This is a genomic window from Herbaspirillum robiniae (assembly GCF_002213415.1).
In the GTDB taxonomy this organism is placed as follows: Bacteria; Pseudomonadota; Gammaproteobacteria; order Burkholderiales; family Burkholderiaceae_D; genus Herbaspirillum; species Herbaspirillum robiniae.
This window is the reverse complement of sequence record NZ_NJGU01000004.1, coordinates 316,740-342,424: the sequence shown is the minus strand read 5'-3', so window position 1 is coordinate 342,424 and position 25,685 is coordinate 316,740. Positions and strand designations below refer to the sequence as shown.

Annotated in this window: 20 protein-coding genes; 19 read left to right on the top strand and 1 reads right to left on the bottom strand. The window is 65.8% G+C overall.

What is annotated here, in order from left to right:
• Positions 1-8 precede the first annotated feature (8 nt).
• Positions 9-1,400, bottom strand: a complete 1,392-nt coding sequence (locus CEJ42_RS08225; RefSeq protein ID WP_079214640.1) for a TIGR03013 family XrtA/PEP-CTERM system glycosyltransferase — start codon at positions 1,398-1,400, stop codon at positions 9-11.
• A gap of 532 nt (positions 1,401-1,932) precedes the next feature.
• Here CEJ42_RS08225 and CEJ42_RS08220 point away from each other — a divergent pair.
• The 19 genes from CEJ42_RS08220 to CEJ42_RS08130 all read left to right on the top strand — a co-directional run bounded on the left by CEJ42_RS08220 (position 1,933) and on the right by CEJ42_RS08130 (position 25,682).
• On the top strand, positions 1,933-2,556 hold the full coding sequence (locus tag CEJ42_RS08220; RefSeq protein ID WP_088750593.1) for a PEP-CTERM sorting domain-containing protein: 624 nt from the start codon (positions 1,933-1,935) through the stop codon (positions 2,554-2,556).
• A 330-nt stretch (positions 2,557-2,886) separates the two neighbouring features.
• Complete coding sequence (locus CEJ42_RS08215) at positions 2,887-3,549, top strand: YdcF family protein (protein ID WP_237772467.1); 663 nt, start codon at positions 2,887-2,889, stop codon at positions 3,547-3,549.
• A 23-nt stretch (positions 3,550-3,572) separates the two neighbouring features.
• Positions 3,573-5,021, top strand: a complete 1,449-nt coding sequence (locus CEJ42_RS08210) for a chondroitinase-B domain-containing protein (RefSeq protein ID WP_088750592.1) — start codon at positions 3,573-3,575, stop codon at positions 5,019-5,021.
• A gap of 120 nt (positions 5,022-5,141) precedes the next feature.
• Positions 5,142-6,422 carry a nucleotide sugar dehydrogenase gene (locus CEJ42_RS08205; RefSeq protein ID WP_079214636.1) on the top strand — a complete coding sequence of 427 codons (1,281 nt, stop codon included), beginning with the start codon at positions 5,142-5,144 and terminating at the stop codon, positions 6,420-6,422.
• 60 nt (positions 6,423-6,482) lie between these two features.
• Positions 6,483-7,517, top strand: coding sequence for an SDR family oxidoreductase (locus tag CEJ42_RS08200; protein ID WP_079214635.1), 1,035 nt, complete (start codon positions 6,483-6,485; stop codon positions 7,515-7,517).
• A 19-nt stretch (positions 7,518-7,536) separates the two neighbouring features.
• Positions 7,537-8,733, top strand: a complete 1,197-nt coding sequence (locus tag CEJ42_RS08195) for a GNAT family N-acetyltransferase (protein WP_088750591.1) — start codon at positions 7,537-7,539, stop codon at positions 8,731-8,733.
• 288 nt (positions 8,734-9,021) lie between these two features.
• The gene (locus tag CEJ42_RS08190; RefSeq protein ID WP_079214633.1) at positions 9,022-10,545 is read left to right on the top strand and encodes an XrtA system polysaccharide chain length determinant; all 1,524 of its coding nucleotides are present in this window, start codon (positions 9,022-9,024) and stop codon (positions 10,543-10,545) included.
• Positions 10,546-10,618: 73 nt separating this feature from the next.
• A complete protein-coding gene (locus tag CEJ42_RS08185) occupies positions 10,619-11,692 on the top strand; it encodes an XrtA-associated tyrosine autokinase (protein ID WP_088750590.1) in 1,074 nt (357 codons plus the stop codon).
• Positions 11,682-13,220 (top strand): TIGR03016 family PEP-CTERM system-associated outer membrane protein, encoded by a 1,539-nt coding sequence (locus CEJ42_RS08180; protein ID WP_165774407.1) that lies wholly within the window; start codon positions 11,682-11,684, stop codon positions 13,218-13,220. The genes CEJ42_RS08185 and CEJ42_RS08180 overlap by 11 nt, the downstream gene beginning before the upstream one ends.
• Before the next feature lie 17 nt (positions 13,221-13,237).
• Positions 13,238-14,245 (top strand): XrtA/PEP-CTERM system-associated ATPase, encoded by a 1,008-nt coding sequence (locus CEJ42_RS08175; RefSeq protein ID WP_079214630.1) that lies wholly within the window; start codon positions 13,238-13,240, stop codon positions 14,243-14,245.
• Positions 14,242-15,396, top strand: coding sequence for a non-hydrolyzing UDP-N-acetylglucosamine 2-epimerase (gene wecB, locus CEJ42_RS08170; RefSeq protein WP_088750588.1), 1,155 nt, complete (start codon positions 14,242-14,244; stop codon positions 15,394-15,396). Before CEJ42_RS08175 ends, wecB begins: the two co-directional genes overlap by 4 nt.
• Before the next feature lie 13 nt (positions 15,397-15,409).
• The gene (locus tag CEJ42_RS08165; RefSeq protein WP_079214628.1) at positions 15,410-16,267 is read left to right on the top strand and encodes an XrtA system polysaccharide deacetylase; all 858 of its coding nucleotides are present in this window, start codon (positions 15,410-15,412) and stop codon (positions 16,265-16,267) included.
• Positions 16,264-17,343, top strand: a complete 1,080-nt coding sequence (locus tag CEJ42_RS08160; protein WP_088750587.1) for a FemAB family XrtA/PEP-CTERM system-associated protein — start codon at positions 16,264-16,266, stop codon at positions 17,341-17,343. Before CEJ42_RS08165 ends, CEJ42_RS08160 begins: the two co-directional genes overlap by 4 nt.
• Positions 17,344-17,346: 3 nt before the next feature.
• The gene (locus CEJ42_RS08155; protein ID WP_088750586.1) at positions 17,347-18,579 is read left to right on the top strand and encodes a TIGR03087 family PEP-CTERM/XrtA system glycosyltransferase; all 1,233 of its coding nucleotides are present in this window, start codon (positions 17,347-17,349) and stop codon (positions 18,577-18,579) included.
• A gap of 8 nt (positions 18,580-18,587) precedes the next feature.
• Positions 18,588-20,153 (top strand): exosortase A, encoded by a 1,566-nt coding sequence (xrtA, locus tag CEJ42_RS08150; RefSeq protein WP_088750585.1) that lies wholly within the window; start codon positions 18,588-18,590, stop codon positions 20,151-20,153.
• Positions 20,154-20,160: 7 nt separating this feature from the next.
• Entirely contained in the window at positions 20,161-21,318 is a 1,158-nt protein-coding gene (locus CEJ42_RS08145; RefSeq protein ID WP_088750584.1) for a TIGR03088 family PEP-CTERM/XrtA system glycosyltransferase, read from the top strand.
• 14 nt (positions 21,319-21,332) lie between these two features.
• A complete protein-coding gene (locus CEJ42_RS08140; RefSeq protein WP_088750583.1) occupies positions 21,333-23,267 on the top strand; it encodes an XrtA/PEP-CTERM system amidotransferase in 1,935 nt (644 codons plus the stop codon).
• A gap of 25 nt (positions 23,268-23,292) precedes the next feature.
• Complete coding sequence (locus tag CEJ42_RS08135) at positions 23,293-24,507, top strand: TIGR04063 family PEP-CTERM/XrtA system glycosyltransferase (protein WP_079214622.1); 1,215 nt, start codon at positions 23,293-23,295, stop codon at positions 24,505-24,507.
• A complete protein-coding gene (locus tag CEJ42_RS08130) occupies positions 24,504-25,682 on the top strand; it encodes a glycosyltransferase family 4 protein (protein ID WP_088750582.1) in 1,179 nt (392 codons plus the stop codon). Before CEJ42_RS08135 ends, CEJ42_RS08130 begins: the two co-directional genes overlap by 4 nt.
• The last annotated feature ends 3 nt before the right edge of the window (positions 25,683-25,685 follow it).

The following is a 25,685-nucleotide window of genomic DNA, read 5'->3' as shown; positions in this document are numbered from 1 at the left end:
GCGTCATCCTAGGTCCCGGCTCCGAAGATCACGACATTGAGCGTATCGATCAGGATCAGCATGTCGAGGAACAGGCTGTTGTTCTTCACGTAGTAAAGGTCGTACTGCAGTTTCTGCACGGCGTCATCCTTGGACGAGCCGTACTTGTAGCGCACCTGCGCCCAGCCGGTGATGCCCGGCTTGACGCTGTGGCGCACGTTGTAGAAGGCGATCTCGTCGGCGAACTGCTGCACGAAGAACGGCCGCTCCGGACGCGGACCGACGAAGCTCATGTCGCCGCGCAGGACGTTGAAGAGCTGCGGCAATTCGTCGACGCGGAACTTGCGCATGACATTGCCGACGGCGGTGATGCGCGGATCGTTGGAAGAGGCCCACTGCGGCATCCCCGCCTGCTCGGCATCGACGCGCATGCTGCGGAACTTCAGCACCAGGAAGGTTTCGCCGTTCTTGCCCACGCGCTCCTGCCGATACAGGATGGGGCCGCGGTCCTCGAGCCAGATGCTGACCACGGCGGCCAGCATGACCGGCGACAGCAGCGGCAACATGAGCGCGCTGATGATGACGTCGAATGCGCGCTTCATGAAGGTCCGGATCAGGCTTTGGTCAAAGCCGCTGCCGAACACCAGCCAGCTGGGATGCAGGGAATCGAGACGGATCTGGCAAGCCTCGCGCTCGAAGAAGCCGGCGGCGTCGGTGACGCGCACGCCCTTCATCTTGCACTCGAGCAGCTCCTGGATGCGCAGTGCGCCGCCGCGGCGATTCTGCACCGCCACGACGATTTCCTCCGCCTTGTATTTGCGGGCGGTTTCGAGCAGCGTTCCCGCCGGCTCGACCAGCACGGTCAATGCATGGCTGCTGTCCTCGCCCGCCACCGGAATCGACCCGACGATGTTGTACTTGTGATTGCGCACGTTGTTGCGCGAGGTCTCGATGCAATCCTTGACCAGTTCGCTGCTGCCCAGGAACAGGATGGGAGAGACCAGCATGCGCGAATTCACCAGCTTGAAGAAAATCGTGCGCACGCCGAACACGCCGATGGCCGACAGCAGCAGCACGATCGCCAGCACGCCGCGGCCCAGGGAGATGTCGGGCGCGGCATAGAAGATCACCAGCATCATCAGCAAGGCGATCCCGAACGAAGGCATCAGACGCAGGAAGGTCAGGCGCGGGCTTTCGATGATGTTGCGCTGGTACATACCCACCGCGCTCATGCCGATGGCGATCGACATCGCCACCACCGTCATGGGCATCAGGAATTTATGGAAGTCGATGACCTGTGCGTACTCGCCCATGAAGCGCAGGTTCACGCCGATGTAACCCGCCAAGAACATCACGCCAAATTCGAGCACAAGCAGTACCGTCACCACCTTTGACACGTAGTGGTTTGAAATTCTCAGCATTGATCCCCCACCATCCCAAAACTTTTCATTGCTACTTGTCTCCTCCACCGGGCGGTGGAGCGATCAGGCCAATCCCCTTGGCCGCGCATGTGGTTTCGCATTTTTTTCAAAAGAACGCGAATGCGCTTGTGAAGTTTTTTGAGTTTTCAGAAAACTGCCGTCAACTTTCACAGCGACGAAGAATGAACTTTTTTAGAGCCATTTGCAATATTAAATTCGAAGAAAATTCAAAGGTTTCCGAGCAGCATCGAAACGGCGCATCGCCTTTGATCATGCGCTCTCCACGCGAATTAGCTTATGAATTTTCGTGCGCATTTTCCGTACGGAAAAGTTGGTCGCGTAACCGATATTCAGCAAAAAAGTGACCAGCATTGATTTCTAAAAACTGTCGGAAAAATTTACAGTTTTGTGAAAAAAATTTTCGAGTCGAACGCAAGCTCATGAAATTACAGTGCTTTTAATTTGGGCACATAAATTGCTATATCGACATCGAACACCCCCGCACCGGGACAACTTTCCGAAAGCAAACACCATGAAAAAGTATCTGCTCGCAGTTTTGTTTCTGATGGCCAATATCGGTTCGACCCCGGCGAATGCGACCACGATCTCGTCCACGCTCAACGCCGACAACATCTTTCAGCTTTATGTCAGCACCAGCAACAACACGCTGGGCACCCTGGTCGGCAGCGGCGACACCTGGGGCAACACTTACAACTTCACCTCGCAGCTGACTGCGGGCGTAACCAACTTCCTGCATATCGTGGTGAACAACGTCGGCGGCCCCGGCGGCCTGCTGGGCGCGTTCACGCTGTCAGACACCAGCTTCGTGTTCGCCAACGGCACGCAAACGCTGCTGACCGGCGACGCCGGCATCACCCAGAACCTGAGCGGCTTCGGCTCCGCCGGCAACGCCACCGTCTCCGAAGGCGCCAACGGCGTGGGCCCGTGGGGCACGCGCAGCGGCTACGACCAGCTGGTGCCGCAATGGATCTGGAACTACTACAGCAACAACGGCGACGATCGCAACACGGTCTATTTCTCGGCCTCCATCCTGGTGCCGAGCGCCGTGCCGGAACCGGGCTCGATCGCCCTGCTGGGACTGGGCCTGCTGGCGCTGCTCGCATGGCGCAAGCGCAAGGAGCAGATGTCTGCCTGAACCTGATTCGCCAGGCTCCGCCCCGGTCGGCCGCCTCCCTGCAAACAGGGAGGATGTGCCGACCGGGGTGTTTTGATTTTCATCGACACACAATGACCGTCCGCCAAAGACAAAGCATGACCGACCATGAGTACCGCATCGAAACCGTCCGGGCCGGCTGAAACCCCGCGACACTTGCCGTCATCCACGCTGCGCTGATCACGTTTCATGAGCGCACCGGCCTGGCTCTCCGCAGTAGCAAGATCCTTGCTGTTGCCACCACTCAACCTGCTGCTGTTTACAGCCGCAGGTTTTGTGCTTTCCCGGTGGTGCGCAAGGACCGGGCGGGCGATGGCGGGCATCGGGGTCGCCTTGCTGGCGCTGCTGTCCATGCCGGCCGTGGCCGACCTGATGGTGCGCCCGCTGGAAGACATGACCGCCCCGCTGACGGCGGCCGCGCGCGCGCAGGGACAAGCCATCGTGGTGCTGGCCGCCGGCAGGCTTGAGCGCGCGCCCGAGTACGGCGGCGCCGATATCCCCGACTATGTGGCGCTGGCGCGACTGCGCTATGCGGCCAGACTGCAACACGAGACCGGCCTGCCGGTACTGGTGTCGGGCGGCAACGTGCCGGCGGGCGAGCCGGACAACTCCAAGGCGCGCGCCATGGCCGCGGCGCTGCGCGACGATTTTCGCACTCCGGTGCGCTGGATCGAGGGCCGCTCCGAGAACACCGAGCAGAATGCGCTGTTCTCCGCCGAGATGCTGCGCGGCGAGCGCATCGACCGCGTGCTGGTGGTGACCGACGCCATGCACATGCCGCGCGCGATGCTGGCCTTCGCCCAGACCGGCCTGCAGGCCATCGCCGCGCCCACCATGTTCTTCCGCAGCACCGGCTTCGATGCGCAATCGCTGCTGCCCAGCGCGGAGGGCCTTCGCCGTTCCTATTACGCCAGCTACGAATGGATCGGACTGCTGTGGTACGCCTTGCGGCTGAACCCTGCGTCCCGCACCTGACCACGCCAGCAGACCGAGCATCCATGACCACATCTTCCAAGCGACTCAAGCGTTTCTTCTGGCTCCTGCTGGCGGCCGGCTTCGTTTCCGTCGGCGCCGCAGCCTTCATGCTGGACCGGCTGAACATCCCGCCGCGCCAGCTGGCGCCCTATCTGGAGCGACGCGCCGAAGGACACCAGCCGGCGGTGGTGGAACTGGCCGTGCGCCTGACCGACGGCTTGCAGCAGCTTGATCGCGGCACGCGCGAAGTGCATACGCCGCAACGCTGGAACATCGGCGCGGGCGCCGTCGCGACCAAGACCAGCGGCGCCGGCGCCGAAGTCGTCATGGTGTCCACCGCGGTCGAACTGAAGCAGGCGCTGGCGCAGGCCCGCCCGGGCCAGGCCATCACGCTGATGCCGGGCCACTATCGCATCGACGGCGACGGCTCGCTCGACATCCGCCAGGCCGGCACCGCCGAAGCCCCGATCGTGGTGCGCGCCGAGCGGCCCGCCACGGTGTTCATCGAACTCAATGCCGGCGAAGGTTTCAAGGTCGATGCGCCCTACTGGCGCTTTGAAAACCTCAACATCGAGGGCGTGTGCCAGACCCAGGAGTTCTGCCAGCACGCCTTCCACGTTGCCGGCCGCGGCGCGCACTTTACGGCGCGCAACAACCTGATCGTCAACTTCAACGCGCACTTCAAGATCAACGGCGAAGACGGCAACTTCCCCGACTACGGCGTCATCGAGGGCAATACGCTGACCAACACCGCGCCGCGCCGCACGATCAGCCCGGTCACCCCGATCGACCTGGTGGCGGCCAGCCACTGGCGCATCGCGCGCAACCAGATCAGCGACTTCATCAAGGCCGACGGCGACCGCATCAGCTACGGCGCCTTCGTCAAGGGCGGCGGCAGCGACAACCGCATCGAGCAAAACATCGTCCTGTGCGAATACCTGCTGCAGGGCAACCGCGGCGCGCAGGTCGGCCTGTCGCTGGGCGGCGGCGGCACCGGTCCGCAGTACTGCCGCGACCGCCGCTGCATCACCGAGCAGGATGGCGGCGTGGTGCAATCCAACCTGATCGCCTCGTGCTCCGACGACGGCATCTATCTCAACCGCGCCGCAGCCAGCAAGATTCTTCACAACACCCTGGTCGACACCGGCGGCATCACCGTGCGCTTCCCCGAGAGCAGCGCGGATGTCGAAGGCAACCTGGTCGACAGCGTGGTGCGTTCGCGCGACGAGGGCCTGCTGCGCACCGCCGAAAACCAAGTGACCGGGCCGATCAGCCTGTACCTGGGCCGGCATCCGGTGCGCGCCCTGTTCAAGGCGCCCGGCGCGCTCGATTTCAGCTGGAAAGACAAGCCCGCCGTCAGGGAAAACATGAGCGAACAGATACCGGACCTGTGCCAGGGGATGCGCACGGGAACGGTGTCGTACGGGGCCTTCGAGGACTTCGCGGCCTGTACGCGGCCGCAGGCCAGATAGGCCTGAACGTCCAATCGGGACAAGGAAGGACGCAGCACCGCATCACGCGGCGCTGCGATGAAGCAACGGGCGATCAATGGGGATAGCCCGGTCATTACTTATATTTGGGGGATGTCAGCTATGAGCATCGTTGCAGTCGTTGGATTGGGATATGTCGGCCTTCCTCTGGCGGTCGAATTCGGCAAGAAGCGGCCGACCGTGGGCTTCGACCTGTCGAAGACGAAAATCGAGAACTACAAGAAGTTCATCGATCCGACCGGGGAGCTGACCAGCGAGGAGCTGCGCGCCTCCGATCAACTGAGCGTGAGCGTGGATCCGGCGATCCTGGCCGATGCCGACTACATCGTGGTGGCCGTGCCCACCCCGGTCGACGAGGCGCATAACCCGGACTTCGGCCCGCTGGCCGGCGCCAGCGAGACCGTCGGCAAGGTCATGAAGCGCGGCGCGATCGTGATCTTCGAATCGACCGTCTATCCCGGCGCCACCGAAGAAGTCTGCGTCCCCATCCTTGAAAAGCACTCCGGTCTGAAGTGGAAGCAGGACTTCCACGTCGGCTTTTCGCCGGAGCGCATCAACCCGGGCGACAAGCAGCACACGCTGACCAACATCCTGAAGATCGTCTCCGGCGATGACGCCGACACGCTGGAAAAGATCGCGGCGCTGTACGAGTCGATCATCACCGCGGGCGTGCATCGCGCCTCCAGCATCAAGGTGGCCGAAGCCGCCAAGGTCATCGAGAACACCCAGCGCGACCTCAACATCGCACTGATGAACGAGCTGTCCATCATCTTCGACAAGATCGGCATCGATACGCTGGAAGTGCTGCAGGCGGCGGGCACGAAGTGGAACTTCCTGCCCTTCCGCCCGGGCCTGGTGGGCGGCCACTGCATCGGCGTCGACCCCTACTACCTGACGCACAAGGCCGAGATGGTCGGCTATCACCCGCAGGTGATCCTGGCAGGCCGCCGCATCAACGACGGCATGGCCAAGTTCGTGGCCGAGAAGACGGTCAAGTCGATGATCGCCGCCGGCTTCCCGATCAAGGGCTCCAAGGTCAACGTCCTGGGCCTGACCTTCAAGGAAAACTGCCCCGACCTGCGCAACTCCAAGGTGGTCGATATCGTCACCGAGCTGCAGTCCTACGGCGTCGAAGTGCACGTGCACGACCCGGTGGCCGCCGCGGCGGACGCCGAGCACGAGTACGGCATCGCGCTGGAGAACTGGTCCGACCTGCCGCGCGCCGATGCCGTGGTGGCCGCGGTCTCGCACAAGGAGCTGCTGGCGCGCCCGCTGCAGGACATCCAGTCCAAGCTGAAAGACAACGGCTGCTTCGTCGACGTCAAGTCGCTGTTCGACCAGAATGCGCTGCGCGAGGCCGGTTACAGCGTCTGGCGCCTGTAAGGCCGGCCCCACCGGCAACGCGATATCGACGCCCTGAAGACACATCAACGCAAGCAGACAATGAGCAGATACGACGACTTATCCGAGCAACTCAAGCTGCGCCCGCAGCGCTGGCTGATCACCGGCGTGGCCGGTTTCATCGGCTCCAACCTGCTGGCCCGCCTGCTTTCGCTGGGCCAGCAGGTGACCGGGCTGGACAGCTTCATCACCGGCCACCAGGCCAACCTGGACGAAGTGCGCGCCGAGGTCGGGGAAGACGCCTGGCGCAATTTCACCTTCATCGAGGGCGACATCCGCAGCGCCGAGGATTGCGCGCGCGCCTGCGCCGGCGCCGACTTCGTGCTGCACCAGGCGGCGCTGGGTTCGGTCTCGCGCTCCATCGAGGATCCGGTACGCACCAACGACAGCAACGTCAACGGCTTCCTGAACATGCTGGTCGCCGCGCGCGACGCCAAGGTCAAACGCTTTGTCTACGCCGCCTCCAGCTCCACCTACGGCGACCATCCCGGCCTGCCCAAGGTCGAGGATGTGATCGGCAAGCCGCTCTCGCCCTATGCCGTGACCAAGTACGTCAACGAGCTGTACGCCGACGTGTTCGGCCGCTGCTACGGCCTGGAAACGGCGGGCCTGCGTTACTTCAACGTGTTCGGCCGCCGCCAGGATCCGCACGGCGCCTATGCGGCGGTGATCCCGCAATGGGTGACGGCGATGATCCGCAACAGCGAGCTGCGCATCAACGGCGATGGCGAGACCAGCCGCGACTTCTGCTACATCGACAACGTGGTCCAGGCCAACCTGCTGGCCGCCACGGCCGATGCACAGGCCGCCGGCAAGGTGTACAACATCGCGCTCAACGACCGCACCAGCCTGAACCAGCTGTACCAGATGATGCGCGAACTGCTGCAGGAGCGCTTCCCTCACCTGCGCCAGCACCAGCCGCAGTATGTGGGTTTTCGCGCCGGCGACATCCGCGATTCGCAGGCCGATATCGGCCGCGCGCGCGAGATGCTGGGCTACGCGCCCACGCACCGCATCCGCGAAGGCCTGAAGGAAGCCATGGCCTGGTACATCGAGCACCTGGCCGGCGACCACTGATCGGCGACCCGCGGCAGGCATGAACGGCATCCATCTCTACCACCGCTTCGAGGACATTCCGGCGCCCCTGCTGGAACGCCTGGAAGCGGCCGGCAACGCCAGCGACTTTTCGCTGACGCCGGACTGGCTGCGCCATCTTGCCGACACCGCCCGCGACGCCAACCAGCAATTGCGGATCTACTGCCTGCAACGCGCGGACGGCGCCGCGCTGCTGCCGATGTACGAGACGGCGCGCGGCGCATGGCCCTTCTCGCGCCGCCTGAGCTCGCAGGCCAATTACTACTCGGCGCTGGCCGGTCCGCTGGGCGCGCAAGGCGAAGCCGGCGCGACCGCCGTGCGCGAGATCGTGGCGGCCATTGCCGCCGAGCGTCCGCGCTGGTCCAGCGTGGACCTGCGGCCGCTGCCGCTGGACGGCGCCGTCTTCGGCACGCTGGAGCAGGCCCTGCGCGACGCCGGGATGAAGGTGCAGCGCTACTTCTGCTTCGGCAACTGGTACCTGCAGGTAGGAGGACGCAGCTATGACCAGTACTACGCGTCCTTGCCGTCCAGGCTGCGCAACACGCTGGCGCGCAAATCTCGACAGCTGCAAGCGGAGGGCGAGACGCGACTAGACATCATCGAAGGCGGCGCGGCGCTGGAGCGCGGCATCGAGGACTACCTGCGGATCTACCGCGCCAGCTGGAAGAAGCCCGAGCCCTTCCCCGACTTCATCCCCGGCCTGATCCGGCTGTGCGCGCGCCAGGGCAGCCTGCGCCTGGGCGTGCTGCGCATCGGCGGCGAGCCGGCCGCGGCGCAGATCTGGATCGTCCACAACGGCGTGGCCGCCATCTACAAGCTGGCCTACGACGCGCGCTTCGCGGCGCTGTCGGCGGGGTCGGCGCTGACCGCGGCGATGATGCGCCACGTGATCGACATCGACCGCGTGAGCGAGGTGGATTACCTGATGGGAGACGATGCCTACAAGCAAGACTGGATGTCTCACCGGCGCGAGCGATGGGGCCTGATGGCGTTCAACCTGCGCACCGTCGGCGGGGTTTTCGGCGCCCTGCGCCACTGCGCGCCGCGGGTGCTGCGCCAGTTGCCGAAAAGCATGTCGACACTCTTGCAGCATGGAAAGAAAAACCCAGCACCGGCGCGGCTTTCCGGCGCACCCGCTGTGGTCACCGGCGATGCAAATTGCAGCGTAATTGTCGCGTTCGACGCGTCGAAAAAATGAGTCCTGATGTTATGATCCAGCGATTGCCAAATAACCATTATTACGCGCGGAAGACGCCGAGTCTCTCGCTGAGACACCAAGAAAAAATTGCGGGAGGCCGCCGGGGGGCGGGTAAGAAAATCGTTCGGGACGATCACACCACATCAGGGGAATTCACGCTGTTGCCCAGGACAAACATGACCGGCCGGTTTGGGTCGGCCGTGCGCGGATGATTTGCATCCGCAGCTGGCACAGGCGCGTTTCAACACATATTCACTGAAGTTCGGAAAGCACGGGGAAACTGCTCACATGGCGGATTTAATATCGCAACTCTTGTCGCTCCTGAAGGGCGTTTGGAAGCATCGCTGGATTGCCATCTCGATTGCCTGGGCTTTGCTGCTGATAGGCAGCATCGTGATCTTCCGCCTGCCCAACGATTTCCAGGCGTCGGCGCGCGTCTACGTCGACACCCAGAGCATCCTCAAGCCGCTGCTGTCGGGCATGACCACCGTGCCCAACATCGAGCAGCAGGTCTCGATCATGAGCCGCACGCTGCTCAGCCGCCCCAACCTCGAGCGCGTCACCCGCATGGCCGATCTCGACATCAAGGCGCAAACCGTCAGCGACAAGGAAAAGCAGGTCGATGAACTGGCCTCGCGCATCAAGATCACGCAAACCGGCCGCGACGACATCTACACCATCACCTACAACAACGAGAACCCCAAGCTGGGCAAGGACGTGGTGCAGTCGCTGCTGACCATCTTCGTTGAAGGCAGCGTGGGCGACAAGAAGGAAGACTCGGACAAGGCCGTGCGCTTCATCGGCGACCAGATCAAGAGCTATGAAGAGAAGCTCTCCAACGCCGAAAACGCCCTGAAGGAGTTCAAGCAGAAGAACGCCGAACTGTTGCCGCGCCAGGGCAGCGACTACGGCAGCAAGCTGCAGGAGTCGGCAGACGCGCTGAGCCAGGCGCGACTGGAGCTGGCCGAGGCCGAACAGGCCCGCAGCGCGATCCAGAAGCAGCTGACCGGCGGCGCGCCCAGCAGCGGCGACGACATGCCGCTGATGCCCACGCCGGAAATCGATTCGCGCCTGCAGGCCGCCAACAAGCACCTGGACGACCTGCGCACCAAATACACCGAGCAGCACCCGGACGTGGTCGGCACCCGCCGCCTGATCGCCGAACTGGAAAAGCGCAAGAGCGACGAAGCCAAGAACCGCAAGCCGGGCGCCGACCCGGGCGCCAACTACAGCCCGATGATGCAGCAGCTCAGCGTGTCCCTGTCGGATGCCCGCGCCAAGGCGGCGAGCATGCGCGCGCGGGTGGACGAATACGCCGCCCGCTATGCGCGCCTGAAGGCCCAGAGCATCGCCGCGCCGGACGTCGAGGCGCAGTTCACCCAGCTCAACCGCGACTACCAGATCAACAAGGACAACTACGAGAAGCTGGTGGCCCGGCGCGATGCCGCGAAACTCTCGGGCGACCTCAGCTCGGCCACCGACCTCATGACCTTCCGCGTGATCGACCCGCCCATCGTGCCGCGCCTGCCGGCCGGCCCGAACCGCCCGCGCCTGCTGGCGCTGCTGTTCGTCGCGGCGCTGGCGGCGGGCATCGGCGTGACCTTCGTCATGAGCCAGGTTCGCCCGTCCTTCATCACCCAGCACCAGCTGCAACAGGTCACCGGCCTGCCTGTGCTGGGCGCGGTCGCGATGAACTGGACCGATGCCGAGATCGCCAGGCGCAAGCGCGGCCTGCGCAAGTTCATCGCGGTGGTGGCCGCCTTCTTCATCGTCTTCATCGTGACGATGGCCTTCCTTCTGCTGAGGGCATGATGAGACGCCCCCGCCCCCGCCCTATTCATTGCAGCCAGCACCACGCCGCCGACGCAACACCTGGAGAGCACGCATGAGCATCATCGAACGAGCCGCCGGTCGCCTCAAAAGCAATGCCGACAGCAAACCGGCCGGATCATCCGAGATCCTGTCGCCGGCTGAACTGGCCAAGGTGCAGGCGGCTGACGTCGCTGCCGCACCTTTGACGCCTGTGGCACCTGTCGCACCAGTGGCACCTGCAGCACCTGTGGCCCCTGCCGCCCCCGTTGTGGTCGCAGCCGCCGCTCCGGCGCCGGCAGGCGCCGCCTTGCGCTCCAGCCTGCCCGCCACGCCCGCCACGCCGGTCAAGAGCGCCACGGCGCCGGCCACCGCTGCCCGCGCTTCCGAGCCGCAGGAAGCGCGCGCGCGCCAGTCCAAACAGATCGACATCAACCTGGAGCGCCTGGCCGGCATGGGCTTCCTGACGCCGGGTGGCCGCTCGCTGATTTCGGAACAGTTCCGCATGATCAAGCGCCCGCTGCTCAAGCAGGCTTTCGCGCCGCGCGACGCCGATGCCAATCCCGGCAACCTGATCATGGTGACCAGCTCGCTGCCCAACGAGGGCAAGACCTTCTGCTCCATCAACCTGGCCCTGAGCATCGCCATGGAACTGGATCACACGGTGCTGCTGGTAGATGCCGACGTGGCCCGGCCGTCGGTGCTGCGCACCTTCGACATCGACACCGAAAATGAAGCCGGCCTGCTCGACGTGCTGCTGGACGGCAAGATCGACATGGGCGACGTGATGCTCAAGACCAACGTCGATACCCTGAGCGTACTGCCGGTGGGCAGCAAGCACAGCCACTCGTCCGAACTGCTGGCCAGCCAGGCCATGCACGTGCTGCTGGAAGAAATCGCCACGCGCTACCCGGACCGCATCGTGATCTTCGATTCGCCGCCGCTGCTGGTGACCAGCGAAGCCAACGTGCTGGCCAGCAAGATGGGCCAGATCGTGATGGTGGTGGCGGCCGAAGACACCTCGCAGCAGGCCGTCAGGTCCTCGCTGGACCAGCTCAAGGGCTGCCGCAACGTCAATCTCATCTACAACAAGAGCATGGCCTTCTCAGGCACGCAAGGTTATGGATACGGATATGGCTATGGCTATTGACCTCGTCGCCGCCGGCCATGGCCCGGCCGGTTTGCGCCGCCACGCGCTGGCGGCCGCCGCCGCGCTGCTGCTGTCATCGGGCACGCAGGCCGCGGAGTGGACCTTCACGCCGTCTCTCAATGTCAGCGAGACCTACACCGACAACGTCAACCTGCAGCCGCAGGCCAAAAGCGACTTCGTCACCATGGTCACGCCGTCGCTGGGCATCAAGGCCAAGGGCCCCAACCTGGTCGTCAACGCCGACTACGGGCTGCAGGAGATCTATTACGGCAACCACAACGCCGGCTCCTCGCTGACCAACCAGCTGCATGCCGACGCCAAAGCCAAGCTGATCGACAACCTGTTGTTCCTCGACAGCGCGGCCTCGATCACGCAGCAGAACATCTCGGCCTTCGGCGCGCAGGCGGTCGACAACACCAATGGCAACGGCAACCGCACCAGCGTGCGCACCACCCACGTCAGCCCCTACCTGAGCCGCAAGTTCGGCTCGGACGCCAGCGGCGAGCTGCGCTACACGCGCGACTCGGTATCGGCCAGCAGCGGCGGGCTCTCCAACAGCCACACCGACACCCTCTCGCTGAGGGCCGACAGCGGCCCGGCATTCCAGACCCTGGGCTGGGGCCTGCAATACAGCGACCAGACCACCAGCTATACCAGCCAGAACAACGTCGAGCTGCAGAACATCCTGGGCCGCCTCACCTATCTGCTGGCGCCGCGCTTTCGTTTGGTGGGCACGCTGGGCTACGACCGCAACGATTACTCGGTGGCCAGCAACTCCACCTCGGGCTACTCCTGGAGCGGCGGCTTCGAGTGGAAAGTCAGCCAGCGCACCAGCCTGAACGCCGCCGTCGGCCACAAGTACTACGGCAGCACCTTCTCGCTGTCGGCCGCCACGCGCAGCCGGGTGGCCAACTGGATGCTGGGCTACGCCGAAGATGTGACCACCACGCCGGCGCAGTTCGCGCAGCCGACCACGGTCAACACCGCCACCTTCCTGAGCCAGCTGCTGTCGTCGTCGATCACCGACCCGACCGCGCGCGCGGCGGCGGTGGCGCAGCTGATCCAGGACGGCAACCTGCCCAGCACCCTGACCAGTTCGGTGAACTCCTTCACCAACACGGTGTTCCTGCAAAAGCAGCTGCAGGCATCGGTCATGCTGAGCAGCCCCAAGACCACGCTGCTGCTGTCGGTGTTCGACACCCGCCGCGAGCCGCTGTCGGACAACAGCCTGGGTTCGCTGCTGGGTCCGGCCAACGACAAGACCGAGCAGATCGGCGCCAGCGCCGTGCTCTCGCGCCGCCTGACCTCGCTCACGCGTGCCAACGCCTCCCTGGTCGCAACCCGGGTCAAGTCGCTCACCAGCGGCCGCGTGGACAACACCCAGACGCTGCGCGTAGGCGTGAGCAAGCAATTGTCGTCCAAGGTACGCGGCACGGTGGAACTGCGCAGAAACCAGGGCCAGTCGACCCAGGCCGGCGTGGACTATCGCGAGAACGCGATCGGCGCCTATCTCAACATGCAGCTATAACCGGAGTCGACCGTCGCATGTACGAATCTTTCTACGGCCTGCGGGACAAGCCGTTCCGACTGAGGCCGGATCCCAATTTCTTCTTCGGCAGCAAGGGCCACAAGCGGGCCATGAGCTATCTGGAGTACGGCCTGTCGCAAGGCGAGGGCTTCATCATCATCACCGGCGAAGTGGGCGCAGGCAAGACCACGCTGGTGCGCAAGCTGCTGGGCAAGATCAATCCCATGCAGATCATCTCGGCGCACCTGGTCAATACGCACCTCGACCCGGACAACACCTTGCGCATGGTGGCCAGCGCCTTTGGCCTGCAGGCCGAAGGCGCCAGCAAGGCCTCGCTGCTCACCAGCCTGGAGCAGTTCTTCCTGCACTGCGAGCAAAAGGGCATCCGCGCCCTGCTGGTGGTCGACGAAGCGCAGAACCTGACGCCGCATACGCTGGAAGAGCTGCGCATGCTGTCCAACTTCCAGAGCGGCGACCGCTCGCTGCTGCAAACCTTCCTGCTGGGCCAGCCGGAGTTCCGCGTCACGCTGCACAGCGACAGCATGCTGCAGCTGCGCCAGCGCGTCATCGCCACCTATCACCTGGGCCCGATGGACGAGGAAGAGACCGTCACCTACATCCAGCATCGCCTGCGCACCGTCGGCTGGGAGAACGATCCGTCGTTCAACGCCGCCGCCTACGCGGCGATCTATGCCCACACCGGCGGCATACCGCGCAAGATCAACTCGCTGTGCGACCGCCTGCTGCTGATGGGTTACCTGGAGGAATTGCGCGCCTTCGGCGCCGAAGAAGTGGAAGAAGTGGTCAAGGACATCCAGGAAGAGTTCGAGCTGCCCCTGCCCGACGGCAACCAGCAGGCCATGGCCGAACTGAGTTCGGTGGAGCGCCAGTTCTCGGCCGACGCGCTGGAAGATATGCAGGAGCGCCTGACCAAGCTGGAAAAAACCACCACCTCGATCCTGAAGATCCTGCGCGACATCACGTCGTCGTCATCCAAATACAACAGCCCGGATACCAAACCATGAGCCCAGCCGCGTCCCCAGCGCCCCACCGCATCCTCTGCATCGTCGGCGCCCGCCCCAACTTCATGAAGATCGCGCCGATCATGGCCGCGTTCGCCGCGCTGGGAGACAAGGTGCAGGCGACCCTGCTGCACACCGGCCAGCACTATGACGTGGCGATGAACCACCAGTACTTCGAAGCACTGGGCATCCCTTCGCCGGACATCAACCTGGAGATCGGCTCCGGCAGCCACGCCGTGCAGACGGCGGCGGTGATGCATCACTTCGAGCCGGCGCTGGACGCCGCCGACGCCTCGGCCGTGCTGGTGGTGGGAGACGTCAACTCGACCCTGGCCTGCGCCCTGGTGGCGACCAAGAAAGGCGTTCCGGTGATCCACGTCGAGGCCGGCCTGCGCAGCTATGACCGCGCCATGCCGGAGGAGATCAACCGCATCCTGACCGACCAGATCTCCGACATCCTGTTCACCACCGAAGCCGGCGCGCTGGACAACCTGACCCGCGAAGGCATCGATGCCTCGCGCGTGCGCTTCGTCGGCAACGTGATGATCGACACGCTGCGCCTGAACCTGCCGCGCGCCATCAAGCTGCCGCAGATCCTGGAGGCCAACGACCGCAGCGGCTTCGACCATGCCGGCGGCTATGCGGTGTTGACGCTGCACCGCCCGTCCAACGTCGACGATCCGGAAGTGCTGCAAAAGCTGCTGCAGACCGTGCGCGCCATCAGCGACACCCTGCCCGTGGTCTTCCCGCTGCATCCGCGCACCCGCGGCATGATCGAGAAGTTCGGACTGTCCGGCCTGATCGACATCCCGCAAATTCTCCAGCTGCCGCCCATGGGCTATCTGGAAATGCTGGGCCTGATGCAGGACGCGCGCGTGGTGCTGACCGACTCCGGCGGCATCCAGGAAGAGACCACCGCGCTTGGCGTGCCCTGCATCACCCTGCGCAACAACACCGAGCGCCCGATCACGGTCGACCAGGGCACCAACACCATCGCCGGCCAGGATCCGGAAAAGATTCTCGAGATCTTCCGCGACGTCATGGCCCATGGCGGCAAGGCCGGCCGCGTGCCGGAATTCTGGGACGGCCACGCCGCCGACCGCATCGCGCAGGAACTGTGCGTGTGGCTGGACCAGCGCCGCAACGCCACCTGACAAGGAGCAAGACATGACGCAAGGCAGACAGGCCGGCATTCGCAACGCCATGACGGTGGACGTGGAAGACTACTTCCAGGTCTCCGCCTTCGCCGGCACCATCTCGCGCGACAGCTGGGATCGCCAGCCCTGCCGTGTCGAACGCAACATGGAAAAGATCCTTGCCATCTTTTCGGAGCACGGCATCAAGGCCACCTTCTTCACCCTGGGCTGGATCGCCGAGCGCTATCCGGCGTTGGTCCGCAGCATCGTCGACCAGGGCCACGAGCTGGCCAGCCACGGCTACGGCCACCTGCGCGCCAGCGATCAGACGCGCGCCCAGTTCAGCGACGACATCGTGCGCAGCAAGGCCCTGCTGGAAGACATCGGCGGCCAGCCGGTGCTGGGCTACCGCGCGCCCAGCTTTTCCATCGGCAAACAGAACATGTGGGCGCTGGACGCGCTGTACGAAGCGGGCTATCGCTACAGCTCCAGCATCTACCCGGTCAAGCACGACCACTACGGCGTACCCGATGCGCCGCGCTTCGCCTACCGTCCCAACGGCCCGCAAGGCCTGCTGGAGGTGCCGGTGAGCACGGTGCGCTTCGGCGACAAGAACTACCCCGCCGGCGGCGGCGGCTTCTTCCGCTTCTTCCCCTACGAGCTCTCGCGCTGGCTGCTGCGGCGCGTGAACCAGCGCGATGGCCAGCCCGCGATCTTCTACTTCCATCCCTGGGAGCTGGATCCGGAACAGCCGCGCCAGGCCGGCATCAGCGCCAAGACGCGCTTTCGCCACTACGTCAACCTGCACCGGACCGAAGCCCGCATCCAGGCGCTGGCCGCAGACTTCAAGTGGGACCGCATGGACCGCATCTACCTGGGCGCCCAATGAACGCGACGATACAACTTCATGAATTGCAGCCCGCGGCCACGCAGGACGCCCCCGTCACCGTGCACCTGCTGCAGGCGGGCGACGAGCGTCGCTGGGATGAATTCGTCATGCAATGCCCGCAGGCCACCTTCTTCCACCGCGCCGGCTGGAAGGAAGTCATCGAGCGCGCGTTCGGCCATCGCGCCTACTTCATGTATGCCGAAGCGGCGGGTCGCATCTGCGCCGTGCTGCCGCTGGCCCACATCAGGAGCCGCCTGTTCGGCAACTCGCTGTCGTCGCTGCCCTTCTGCGTCTACGGCGGCGTGGCCGGCGATCATGCGCCGGCCAGGGCCGCGCTGGACCAGGCCGCGATCCGGCTGGCGCGCGAGCTGGGCGTGGATCATCTCGAATATCGCAACCTGGAGCCGCAGCACGCCGACTGGCCGTCCAAGGCGCTGTATGTGACCTTCCGCAAGGAGATCGAAGCCGACGACGAAGCCAATATGCAAGCCATCCCCCGCAAGCAGCGGGCCATGGTGCGCAAGGGCATCAAGTTCGGCCTGCAAAGCGAGATCGACAACGACACCGAGCGCTTCTTCGCGGCCTACTCGGCCAGCGTGCACCGCCTGGGCACCCCGGTGTTCTCGCGCAAGTATTTCCGCGTGCTGGCCGAAGTGTTCGGCCAGGACTGCGAAGTGCTGACCATCACCAAGGACGGCCAGACCGTGAGCAGCGTGATGAGCTTCTACTTCCGCGACGAGGTGCTGCCCTACTACGGCGGCGGCAACGCCAGCGCGCGCGATCTGGCCGCCAACGACTTCATGTACTGGGAGCTGATGCGGCGCGCCGCCGCCCGCGGCATCCGCATCTTCGACTTCGGGCGCAGCAAGCAGGGCACCGGCTCCTTCGACTTCAAGAAGAACTGGGGCTTCACGCCGCAGCCGCTGCACTATGAATACCAGCTGCTGCGCGCCCAGTCGGTGCCGGACACCAATCCGCTGAACCCGAAATACCAGCTGATGATCAAGACCTGGAAGCGCATGCCCCTGTGGGCGGCCAACATGATCGGTCCGCATATCGTGAAGAACCTGGGTTAAGACGTGGAACACCTGCTTTTCCTGGCGCACCGCATTCCGTATCCGCCCAACAAGGGCGACAAGATACGCTCGTTCCATTTGCTGAAGCACCTGGCGCAGCGCTATCACGTGCACCTGGCCACGTTCATCGACGATGCCGCCGACTGGCAATACGCCGACACGGTCAAGGGCTACTGCCATGCCGCGCATTTCGCCCGTCTCGACGGCATGCGCGCGCGCCTGCGCAGCCTGCCTGCGCTGGCATCGACACGGGCGCTGAGCCTGGACTACTACCGCAACCGCGGCCTGCGCGACTGGGTCAGCGGCCAGCTCGATGCCGCGCCGATCTCGCGGGTGCTGGTGTTCTCGTCGGTGATGGCGCAATACGCGCAGGATGCGCGGCTCAAGCGCAGCGTGGTCGACTTCGTCGACGTCGACTCCGACAAGTGGACGCAATATGCCGCCAAGAAGGCCTGGCCGATGAACTGGGTGTATCGCCGCGAAGGCCGGCGCCTGCTGCAGTACGAGCAGCGCGTGGCCGCCGGCGCCGACGTGTCGCTGTTCGTGTCGCAGGCCGAGGCCGAGCTGTTCCGCGGGATGGCGCCGGCCAGCGCGCACAAGATCGGATTCCTCAACAACGGCGTCGACACCGGCTATTTTTCGCCGCAGCATCGCCTCGACAATCCCTATGAAGACGCCGGCCCCGTGATGGTGTTTACCGGGGCGATGGACTACTGGCCCAACATCGACGCCGTGCAATGGTTCGCCGGCGAGATCCTGCCGCTGATCCGCGCGCGCCATCCGCAGGCGCTGTTCTACATCGTCGGCTCGCGTCCGTCCGCGCAAGTCCAGGCGCTGGCTAATCTGCCCGGCGTGCGCGTGACGGGCACCGTCCCGGACGTGCGCCCTTACCTCGCCCACGCCTGCTTCGCGGTGGCGCCGCTGCGCGTGGCGCGCGGCATCCAGAACAAGGTGCTCGAAGCCATGGCCATGGGCATGCCGGTGCTGGCGTCTCCGCAGGCCTTTGAAGGCATCTCCGCAGCGGCGGGACGGGATCTGCTGGTGGCCGACGGCGCCGCCGCCTTCGCCGAGGCTGCCGTGCGGCTGCTGCAGGACGCACTGCCGGACGGCCCGCGCGCCAGCCTTGCGGCCAGCGCCCGCGCCACCATCGAAGAGAAGTACGGCTGGGATCGCCAGCTGGCGGTGCTGGATACCTTGCTCGAACACCGGCCCGACGTTCAACTCCACGCTTCGTAAGGCTATCCATGCGCCCCGCCGACCTCCCGCTCGCCCAACGCCTCTCGACCTCCGCCATGCTGCTGCTGGCGCTGGCCCTGGCCGCGCCGCTGCTGGCCTACCGCGACACGCTGATGTCGATGGTGGCGATCTGGAACCGCTCGGAAACCTTCACCCATCAATACCTGATCCTGCCCATCAGCCTGTGGCTGATGTGGCGCCAGCGCAGCGAGCTGCGGGGCCTGGCGCCGGCGCCTTTCCTACCGGCCCTGGCGCTGGTGGCGGTATGCGGATTCGGCTGGCTGCTGGGCGAACTGGCCGATGTGCAGGTGGTCAAGCACTTCGCCCTGGTCTGCATCATGATCAGCTCGGTGATCACCCTCCTGGGCCTGCGCATCGCCCGGGTGATCGCCTTCCCGCTGGCGTTCCTGCTGTTCGCCGTCCCCGCCGGCGAGATCCTGATCGAGCCGCTGATCGAGTTCACCGCCGATTTCACCATCGGGGCCCTGCAGATGACCGGGATCCCGGTCTGGCGCGAGGGCACCACCTTCGTCATTCCTTCCGGCCGCTGGTCGGTGGTGGAGGCCTGCAGCGGCGTGCGCTACCTGATCGCGTCGATCACGCTGGGCGTGCTGTATGCCCATCTCAGCTATCGTTCGCGCTGGCGCCAGGCGGCGTTCATCCTGCTGTCGGTCGTGGTGCCGGTGATCGCCAACGGGCTGCGCGCCTACCTGATCGTGATGATCGGCCACCTGAGCAGCATGCAGCTGGCCGTCGGCGTCGACCACCTGATCTACGGCTGGCTGTTCTTCGGCCTGGTGATGTTCCTGATGTTCTGGATCGGCGGCTTCTGGATCGACCCGAAAAAGGCGGCGCCGCCGACGCCACCGGAGCAGGCGCACCATCCCGTGCCGACGCCGGCGCTGGGCTTCGCCGGCCCCGGGAACGCCCGCCTGCTGCTGTGCGCCGTGCTCACCGTCGCCGGCATCGGCATCGGCCCGGTCTACGCCGGCTACATGAACCGGCTGGACTCCGCCGGCGCGCCGGTCAGGCTCGAGCTGCATTCGCCCAGCTGGAACGACGGCATCGCCTTCACCTACTGGACTCCCGCCTTCCATCCCGGCGTGGCCGACCTGAACCGCTTCTATCGCAGCGACGGCATGCAGGTCGGCGTGTACCTGCGCTACTACCGCGAACAACGCCCCGGCGCCACCCTGGTCAGCTCGGTCAACCGCGTGCTGCCGGAAAAGGGCAGCCCGTGGACGCGCACCGGCAACACCGTGCGCAGCGAAGCGATTGCCGGGCCTGCCGGACAGGCGCTGAGCGTGCGCGAGGAAATCATCCAGGGCCCGACCGGCTCGACGCTGATCTGGCGCTGGTACTGGATCGACCGGCGCTTCGTCGAGAACGACTACCTGGCCAAGCTGCTGCAGACCAAGAGCCAGCTGGAGATGCGCGGCGACGACGGCGCGGCGGTATTTGTCTTCACCCCGATCAGCGACGGACCGGAGCAGGCGCGCCAGACGCTGCGCAGCTACCTGAACGACAACCTGGCCGCCATCGCGACGGCCCTGAACAACAACGGCAAGCCTTAGGAACAGCGTGGACCACTCTCCCCCATTGGTAGTACACCTGATCTACCGGCTCGATTTCGGCGGACTGGAAACGCTGCTCATCGACTGCATCAACGGCATGCCGGACGACCGGTACCGGCACGCCGTGGTCTGCCTGACCGACTACACGGAATTCGCCGGCAAGATCCGCAAGCCCGGCGTGTCGCTGCACGCGCTGCACAAGCCGCCCGGCCTGGCGCCGGCCACGCACCTGCATCTCTGGCGCCTGCTGCGGCGCCTGCGTCCGGCGATCCTGCACACCTACAACCTTCCTGCCATCGAATATGCGCCGGCGGCGGCGCTGGCGCGCGTGCCGGTGCGGGTGCACGGCGAGCACGGACGCGATGCGCGCGACCCGCAAGGCACCAATCGCCGGCACAACCTGCTGCGCCGCCTGGTGCTGCCGTTCTATGACTGCTACTACGCGGTCTCGGCCGATCTGCGCGACTGGCTGCGCAACACCATCGGCGTGCCCGACCGCAAGAACCTGCTGCTCGAGAACGGCGTCGACACCGGCAAGTTCCGCCCGGTCGAGGGCGGCGTGCGGCAGGCCATGGCGCAGCTTCCCGCGGGATGTTTCGTCTTTGGCACCGTGGGCCGCATCCAGGACGTCAAGGACCATGCCGGCCTGGTCGATGCCTTCATCGCGCTGCTGGCCCTGCTGCCGCAACAGCGCTCGCGGCTGCGCCTGGCCATCGTCGGCGAAGGCCCCCTGCTGCCGGCGCTGAAGCAAAAGATCGCCGCCGCCGGCATCGAGGACCTGGTGTGGCTGCCCGGCGGCCGCATGGACGTCGATGCGCTCATGCGCAGCTTCTCGGTGTTCACCCTGTCCTCGATTGCCGAGGGCACGCCGGTCACCATCCTCGAGGCCATGGCCAGCGCACTGCCGGTCATTTCGACCAGGGTCGGCGGCGTTCCCGAGGTGGTGGTCGACGGCGTCACCGGCACGCTGGTGCCGCCGTCGGACCCGCAGGCCATGGCGCGCGCGATGGCCGCCTACGTCGAGCAGCCGCACCTGGCCGCGCGCCACGGCGCCGCCGGCCACGAGCGCAGCCAGCGCCAGTACAGCATGAACGCCATGCTGCAAGCCTACGCCGGCATGTACGACCGCATGCTGGCCGCCAAACAACGCCGCGATACCGTATAAGGACCCGTTCAACCATGTGTGGAATCACCGGCATCTTTGCCCTGCGCGGAAACCCCGACATCGATCGGGCGCTGCTCGACCGGATGAACGAGACCCAGCATCATCGCGGACCGGACGAAGGCGGCATGCACCTGGAGCCGGGCGTCGGCCTGGGGCATCGCCGCCTTTCCATCGTCGACCTGTCGAGCGGCCAGCAGCCGCTGTTCAACGAAGACGGCAGCGTCGTGGTGGTGTTCAACGGCATGATCTACAACTACCGCGAGCTGATGACGGAGCTGACGGCGCTGGGCCACGTCTTCCGCTCGCGCTGCGACACGGAAGTCATCGTGCACGCCTGGGAGCAATGGGGCGAGGCCTGCGTCACGCGCCTGCGCGGCATGTTTGCGTTCGCCCTGTGGGACCGCGCGCAGCAGACGCTGCTGCTGGCGCGCGACAGGCTGGGCATCAAGCCGCTGTTCTATGCCGCCCTGCCTGACGGTCGCCTGCTGTTCGGCTCCGAACTCAAGTCGCTGCTGGCCGATCCGGCCCTGCCGCGCCAGCTCGACCCCTGCGCGGTCGAAGACTATTTCGCCTACGGCTACGTGCCGGAGCCGCGCACCATCTTCGCCGGCGTGCACAAGCTCAGCCCGGGCCACACCATCCTGCTGCGCCGCGACCAGGGCGGCGAACCTCAGCAGCGCAAATACTGGGACGTCCCCTTCAAGCCCGGCAGCGCGCGGCCGGTCGACGAGGTCGCGGCCGAACTGCTGGAGCGGCTGCGCGAGACCGTGGGCACCCACCTGGTGACCGATGTGGCGCTGGGAGGATTCCTCTCCGGCGGCGTCGACTCCAGCGCGGTGGTGGCCATGATGTCGCAGCTGACCGGCGAATCGGTCAATACCTGCTCCATCGCCTTCAACGATCCGGCCTACGACGAGTCGCAGTACGCGGCGCAGGTGGCGCAGCAGTTCCACACCCGCCACCATGTCGAAACCGTCGACAAGGACGACTACGGCCTGATCGACATCCTCGCCAACCTGTACGACGAACCGTACGCCGACAGCTCGGCCATCCCCACCTACCGCGTCTGCCAGCTGGCCAAGCAGCGCGTGACGGTCGCCTTGTCGGGCGACGGCGGCGACGAGAACTTTGCCGGCTACCGCCGCTACCGCTACGCCATGGCCGAGGAAAGGGTGCGCTCCTCGCTGCCCGACAGCCTGCGCAAGCCGGTATTCGGCTTCCTCGGCCGCCACTACCCCAAGGCCGACTGGGCGCCGCGCGTGCTGCGGGCCAAGACCACCTTCGAGGCGCTGGCGCGCGACACGGTGGAGGGTTATTTCCACGGCGTGTCGATCATGCCGGACCGCGTGCGCAGCAGGCTCTTCAGCGCGGGCTTTCGCCGGCAGCTGCAGGGCTACCACGCCATCGAAGTCATGCGCGGCCACGCGGCGCAATCGCCGACCGACGACCCGCTCTCGCTCTTGCAATACCTGGACCTGAAGACCTACCTGCCCGGCGACATCCTGACCAAGGTCGACCGCGCCAGCATGGCGCATGCGCTGGAAGTGCGGGTGCCGCTGCTGGACCACCAGTTCGTCGAATGGGTGTCGTCGCTGCCGCCGGCCATGAAATTGCGCGAGGGCGAAGGCAAGTACATCTTCAAGAAATCGCTGGAAGGCACCCTCGGCGACGACATCCTCTACCGCAAGAAGATGGGGTTCTCGATCCCGCTGGGCAGCTGGTTCCGCGGCCCGCTGCGCCAGACCCTCGGCGACAGCCTGCTGGGACCGCTGCTGCGCGAGACCGGGATCTTCGACATGGCCTTCATCGAAGAGATGGTGAGCCAGCACCAGTCCGGCCGGCGCGACTACGCGGCGCCGCTGTGGGCGCTGCTGATGTTCGCCTCCTTCCTGCGCAACGTGCTGCACGCCAGCCCCGCGGCGGAGCTGCCGGCGGCCCGCGTCGCCTGACCGCTCACCACACGGATACCCGATCATGCATATCCTGCACATCCTCGACCACTCGATTCCGCTGCACAGCGGCTACACCTTCCGCACGCTGTCGATCCTGCAGCAGCAACGCGCGCTGGGCTGGACCACGTCGCACATCACCAGCACCAAGCATGGCGCCATCGCCGCGCTGGAAGAGGACGTCGACGGCTGGCGCTTCTTCCGCACGCCGCTCTCGTCGGGGCCGCTGGCGCGACTGCCGGTGCTGAACCAGCTGGCGGTGATCGAAAGCCTGGCCAAGCGGCTGGAGGAAGTGGCCCGCCGCATTCGCCCCGACGTGCTGCACGCCCACTCGCCCGCGCTCAACGCCATCGCCGCCCTGCGCGTGGGCCGGCGCCTGGGCATCCCGGTGGTGTATGAAGTGCGCGCGTTCTGGGAGGATGCAGCGGTCGATCACGGCACCAGCACCGAAGGCGGGCTGCGCTACCGGATCACGCGCGCCCTGGAAACCTATGCGCTCAAGCGCGCCGACGCGGTCACCACCATCTGCGAAGGCCTGCGCGCCGACATTGCCGCGCGCGGCGTGCCGCTGGCCAAGATGACGGTGATCCCCAACGCCGTCAACATCGAGGATTTCACGCTGGGCCAGGCGGCCGATCCGGCGCTGGCGCGCGAGCTGGGCCTGGAGGGCAAGACCCTGCTCGGCTTCATCGGCTCCTTCTATGCCTACGAGGGATTGCCGGTGCTGCTCAAGGCGCTGCCGGCGATGCTCGCGGGCAATCCCGATGTGCGCCTGCTGCTGGTCGGCGGCGGCCCGCAGGACAAGGAACTGCGCGCGCTGGCCGCGCAGCTGGGCATCGAAGACAAGGTCGTGTTCACCGGGCGCGTGGCGCACGACCAGGTCCAGCGCTACTACAACCTGATCGACGTGCTGGTCTATCCGCGCCTGAAGATGCGGCTGACCGACCTGGTGACGCCGCTCAAGCCGCTCGAGGCGATGGCGCAGGGACGCCTGGTGGCGGCATCCGACGTCGGCGGCCATCGCGAGCTGATCGTCGACGGCAAGACCGGCGTGCTGTTCGCCGCCGGCGCCCCCGAGGCGCTGGCCGAGAAGGTGCTGGCGCTGCTCGCCGCGCCCCAGCAATGGCCGCAGCTGCGCGCGGCCGGACGCCACTTCGTCGAAACCGAACGCAACTGGGCCGCAAGCGTGGCGCGCTACCAGAACATCTATCCACGCCTTGTTTCTCCCGCCGCGCCATGAAGCTGCTGACGTTTTCCACGCTGTTTCCCAATCACGAACGCCCCGGCCACGGGATCTTCGTCGAGACCCGCCTGCGCCAGCTGGTGGCCAGCGGCGAAGTGGAGTCGCGCGTGGTGGCGCCGGTGCCCTGGTTTCCGCTGCGGCATGCGCGTTTCGGCAGCTATGGCCGCTTTGCGCGCGTTCCGGCGGCCGAGGTGCGCTCCGGCATCCAGGTCCTGCATCCGCGCTACCTGCTGCTGCCCAAAGTCGGCATGACGCCGGCGCCGCTGCTCATGGCCCGCGCCATGAAACCGGTGCTGCGCAAGCTGATCGACGAGGGCTTCGACTTCGACGCCATCGACGCCCACTATTTCTATCCGGACGGCGTGGCTGCCATGATGCTGGGCAAGTATTTCCGCAAGCCGGTGGTGATCACCGCCCGCGGCTCGGACATCACACTGCTGCCCGGCTACAAATGGCCGGGCAGGATGATCCGCTGGGCCGCCGACAACGCCGCCGGCGTCATCACCGTATGCGCGGCGCTGCGCGAGGAGCTGCTCGCGCTGGGCGCGGATCCGGCCAAGGTGGTGTCGCTGCGCAACGGCGTGGACCTGGAACTGTTCCGTCCTCCGCTTGACCGCGCCGCGCTGCGCAAGCAGCTGCAGATGGACGGCCTGACGCTGCTGTCGGTGGGCAACCTGGTGCCGGTCAAAGGCCACGAGCTGACCATCGCCGCCCTGACCGAACTGAAGGAGGCCACGCTGCTGATCGCCGGCAGCGGCCCGGAACTCGCGCGCCTGCAGGCGCTGGCGGACCAGCTCCAGGTTGCCGGGCGAGTGCGCTTCCTCGGTCCGCTGCCGCAGGCGACGCTGCGCGACTACTACGGCGCGGCCGACGTCATGGTGCTCTCGTCCAGCCGCGAAGGATGGGCCAACGTGCTGCTGGAATCCATGGCCTGCGGCACGCCGGTGGCCGCCAGCAAGGTCTGGGGCACGCCCGAGGTGGTGGCGCACGCCGACGCCGGTGTGCTGATGCAGGAGCGCAGCGCCGCCGGCATCGCCGCGGCCGTGCGCGCGCTCCTGGCTGCCGGTCCCGAGCGCGCCGCCACCCGCCGCTATGCCGAGGGCTTCAGCTGGGACGACACCACCGCCGGCCAGTTGCGCCTGTTCCGCGACGTCATCGGAAAGGCCGGCTGAGTT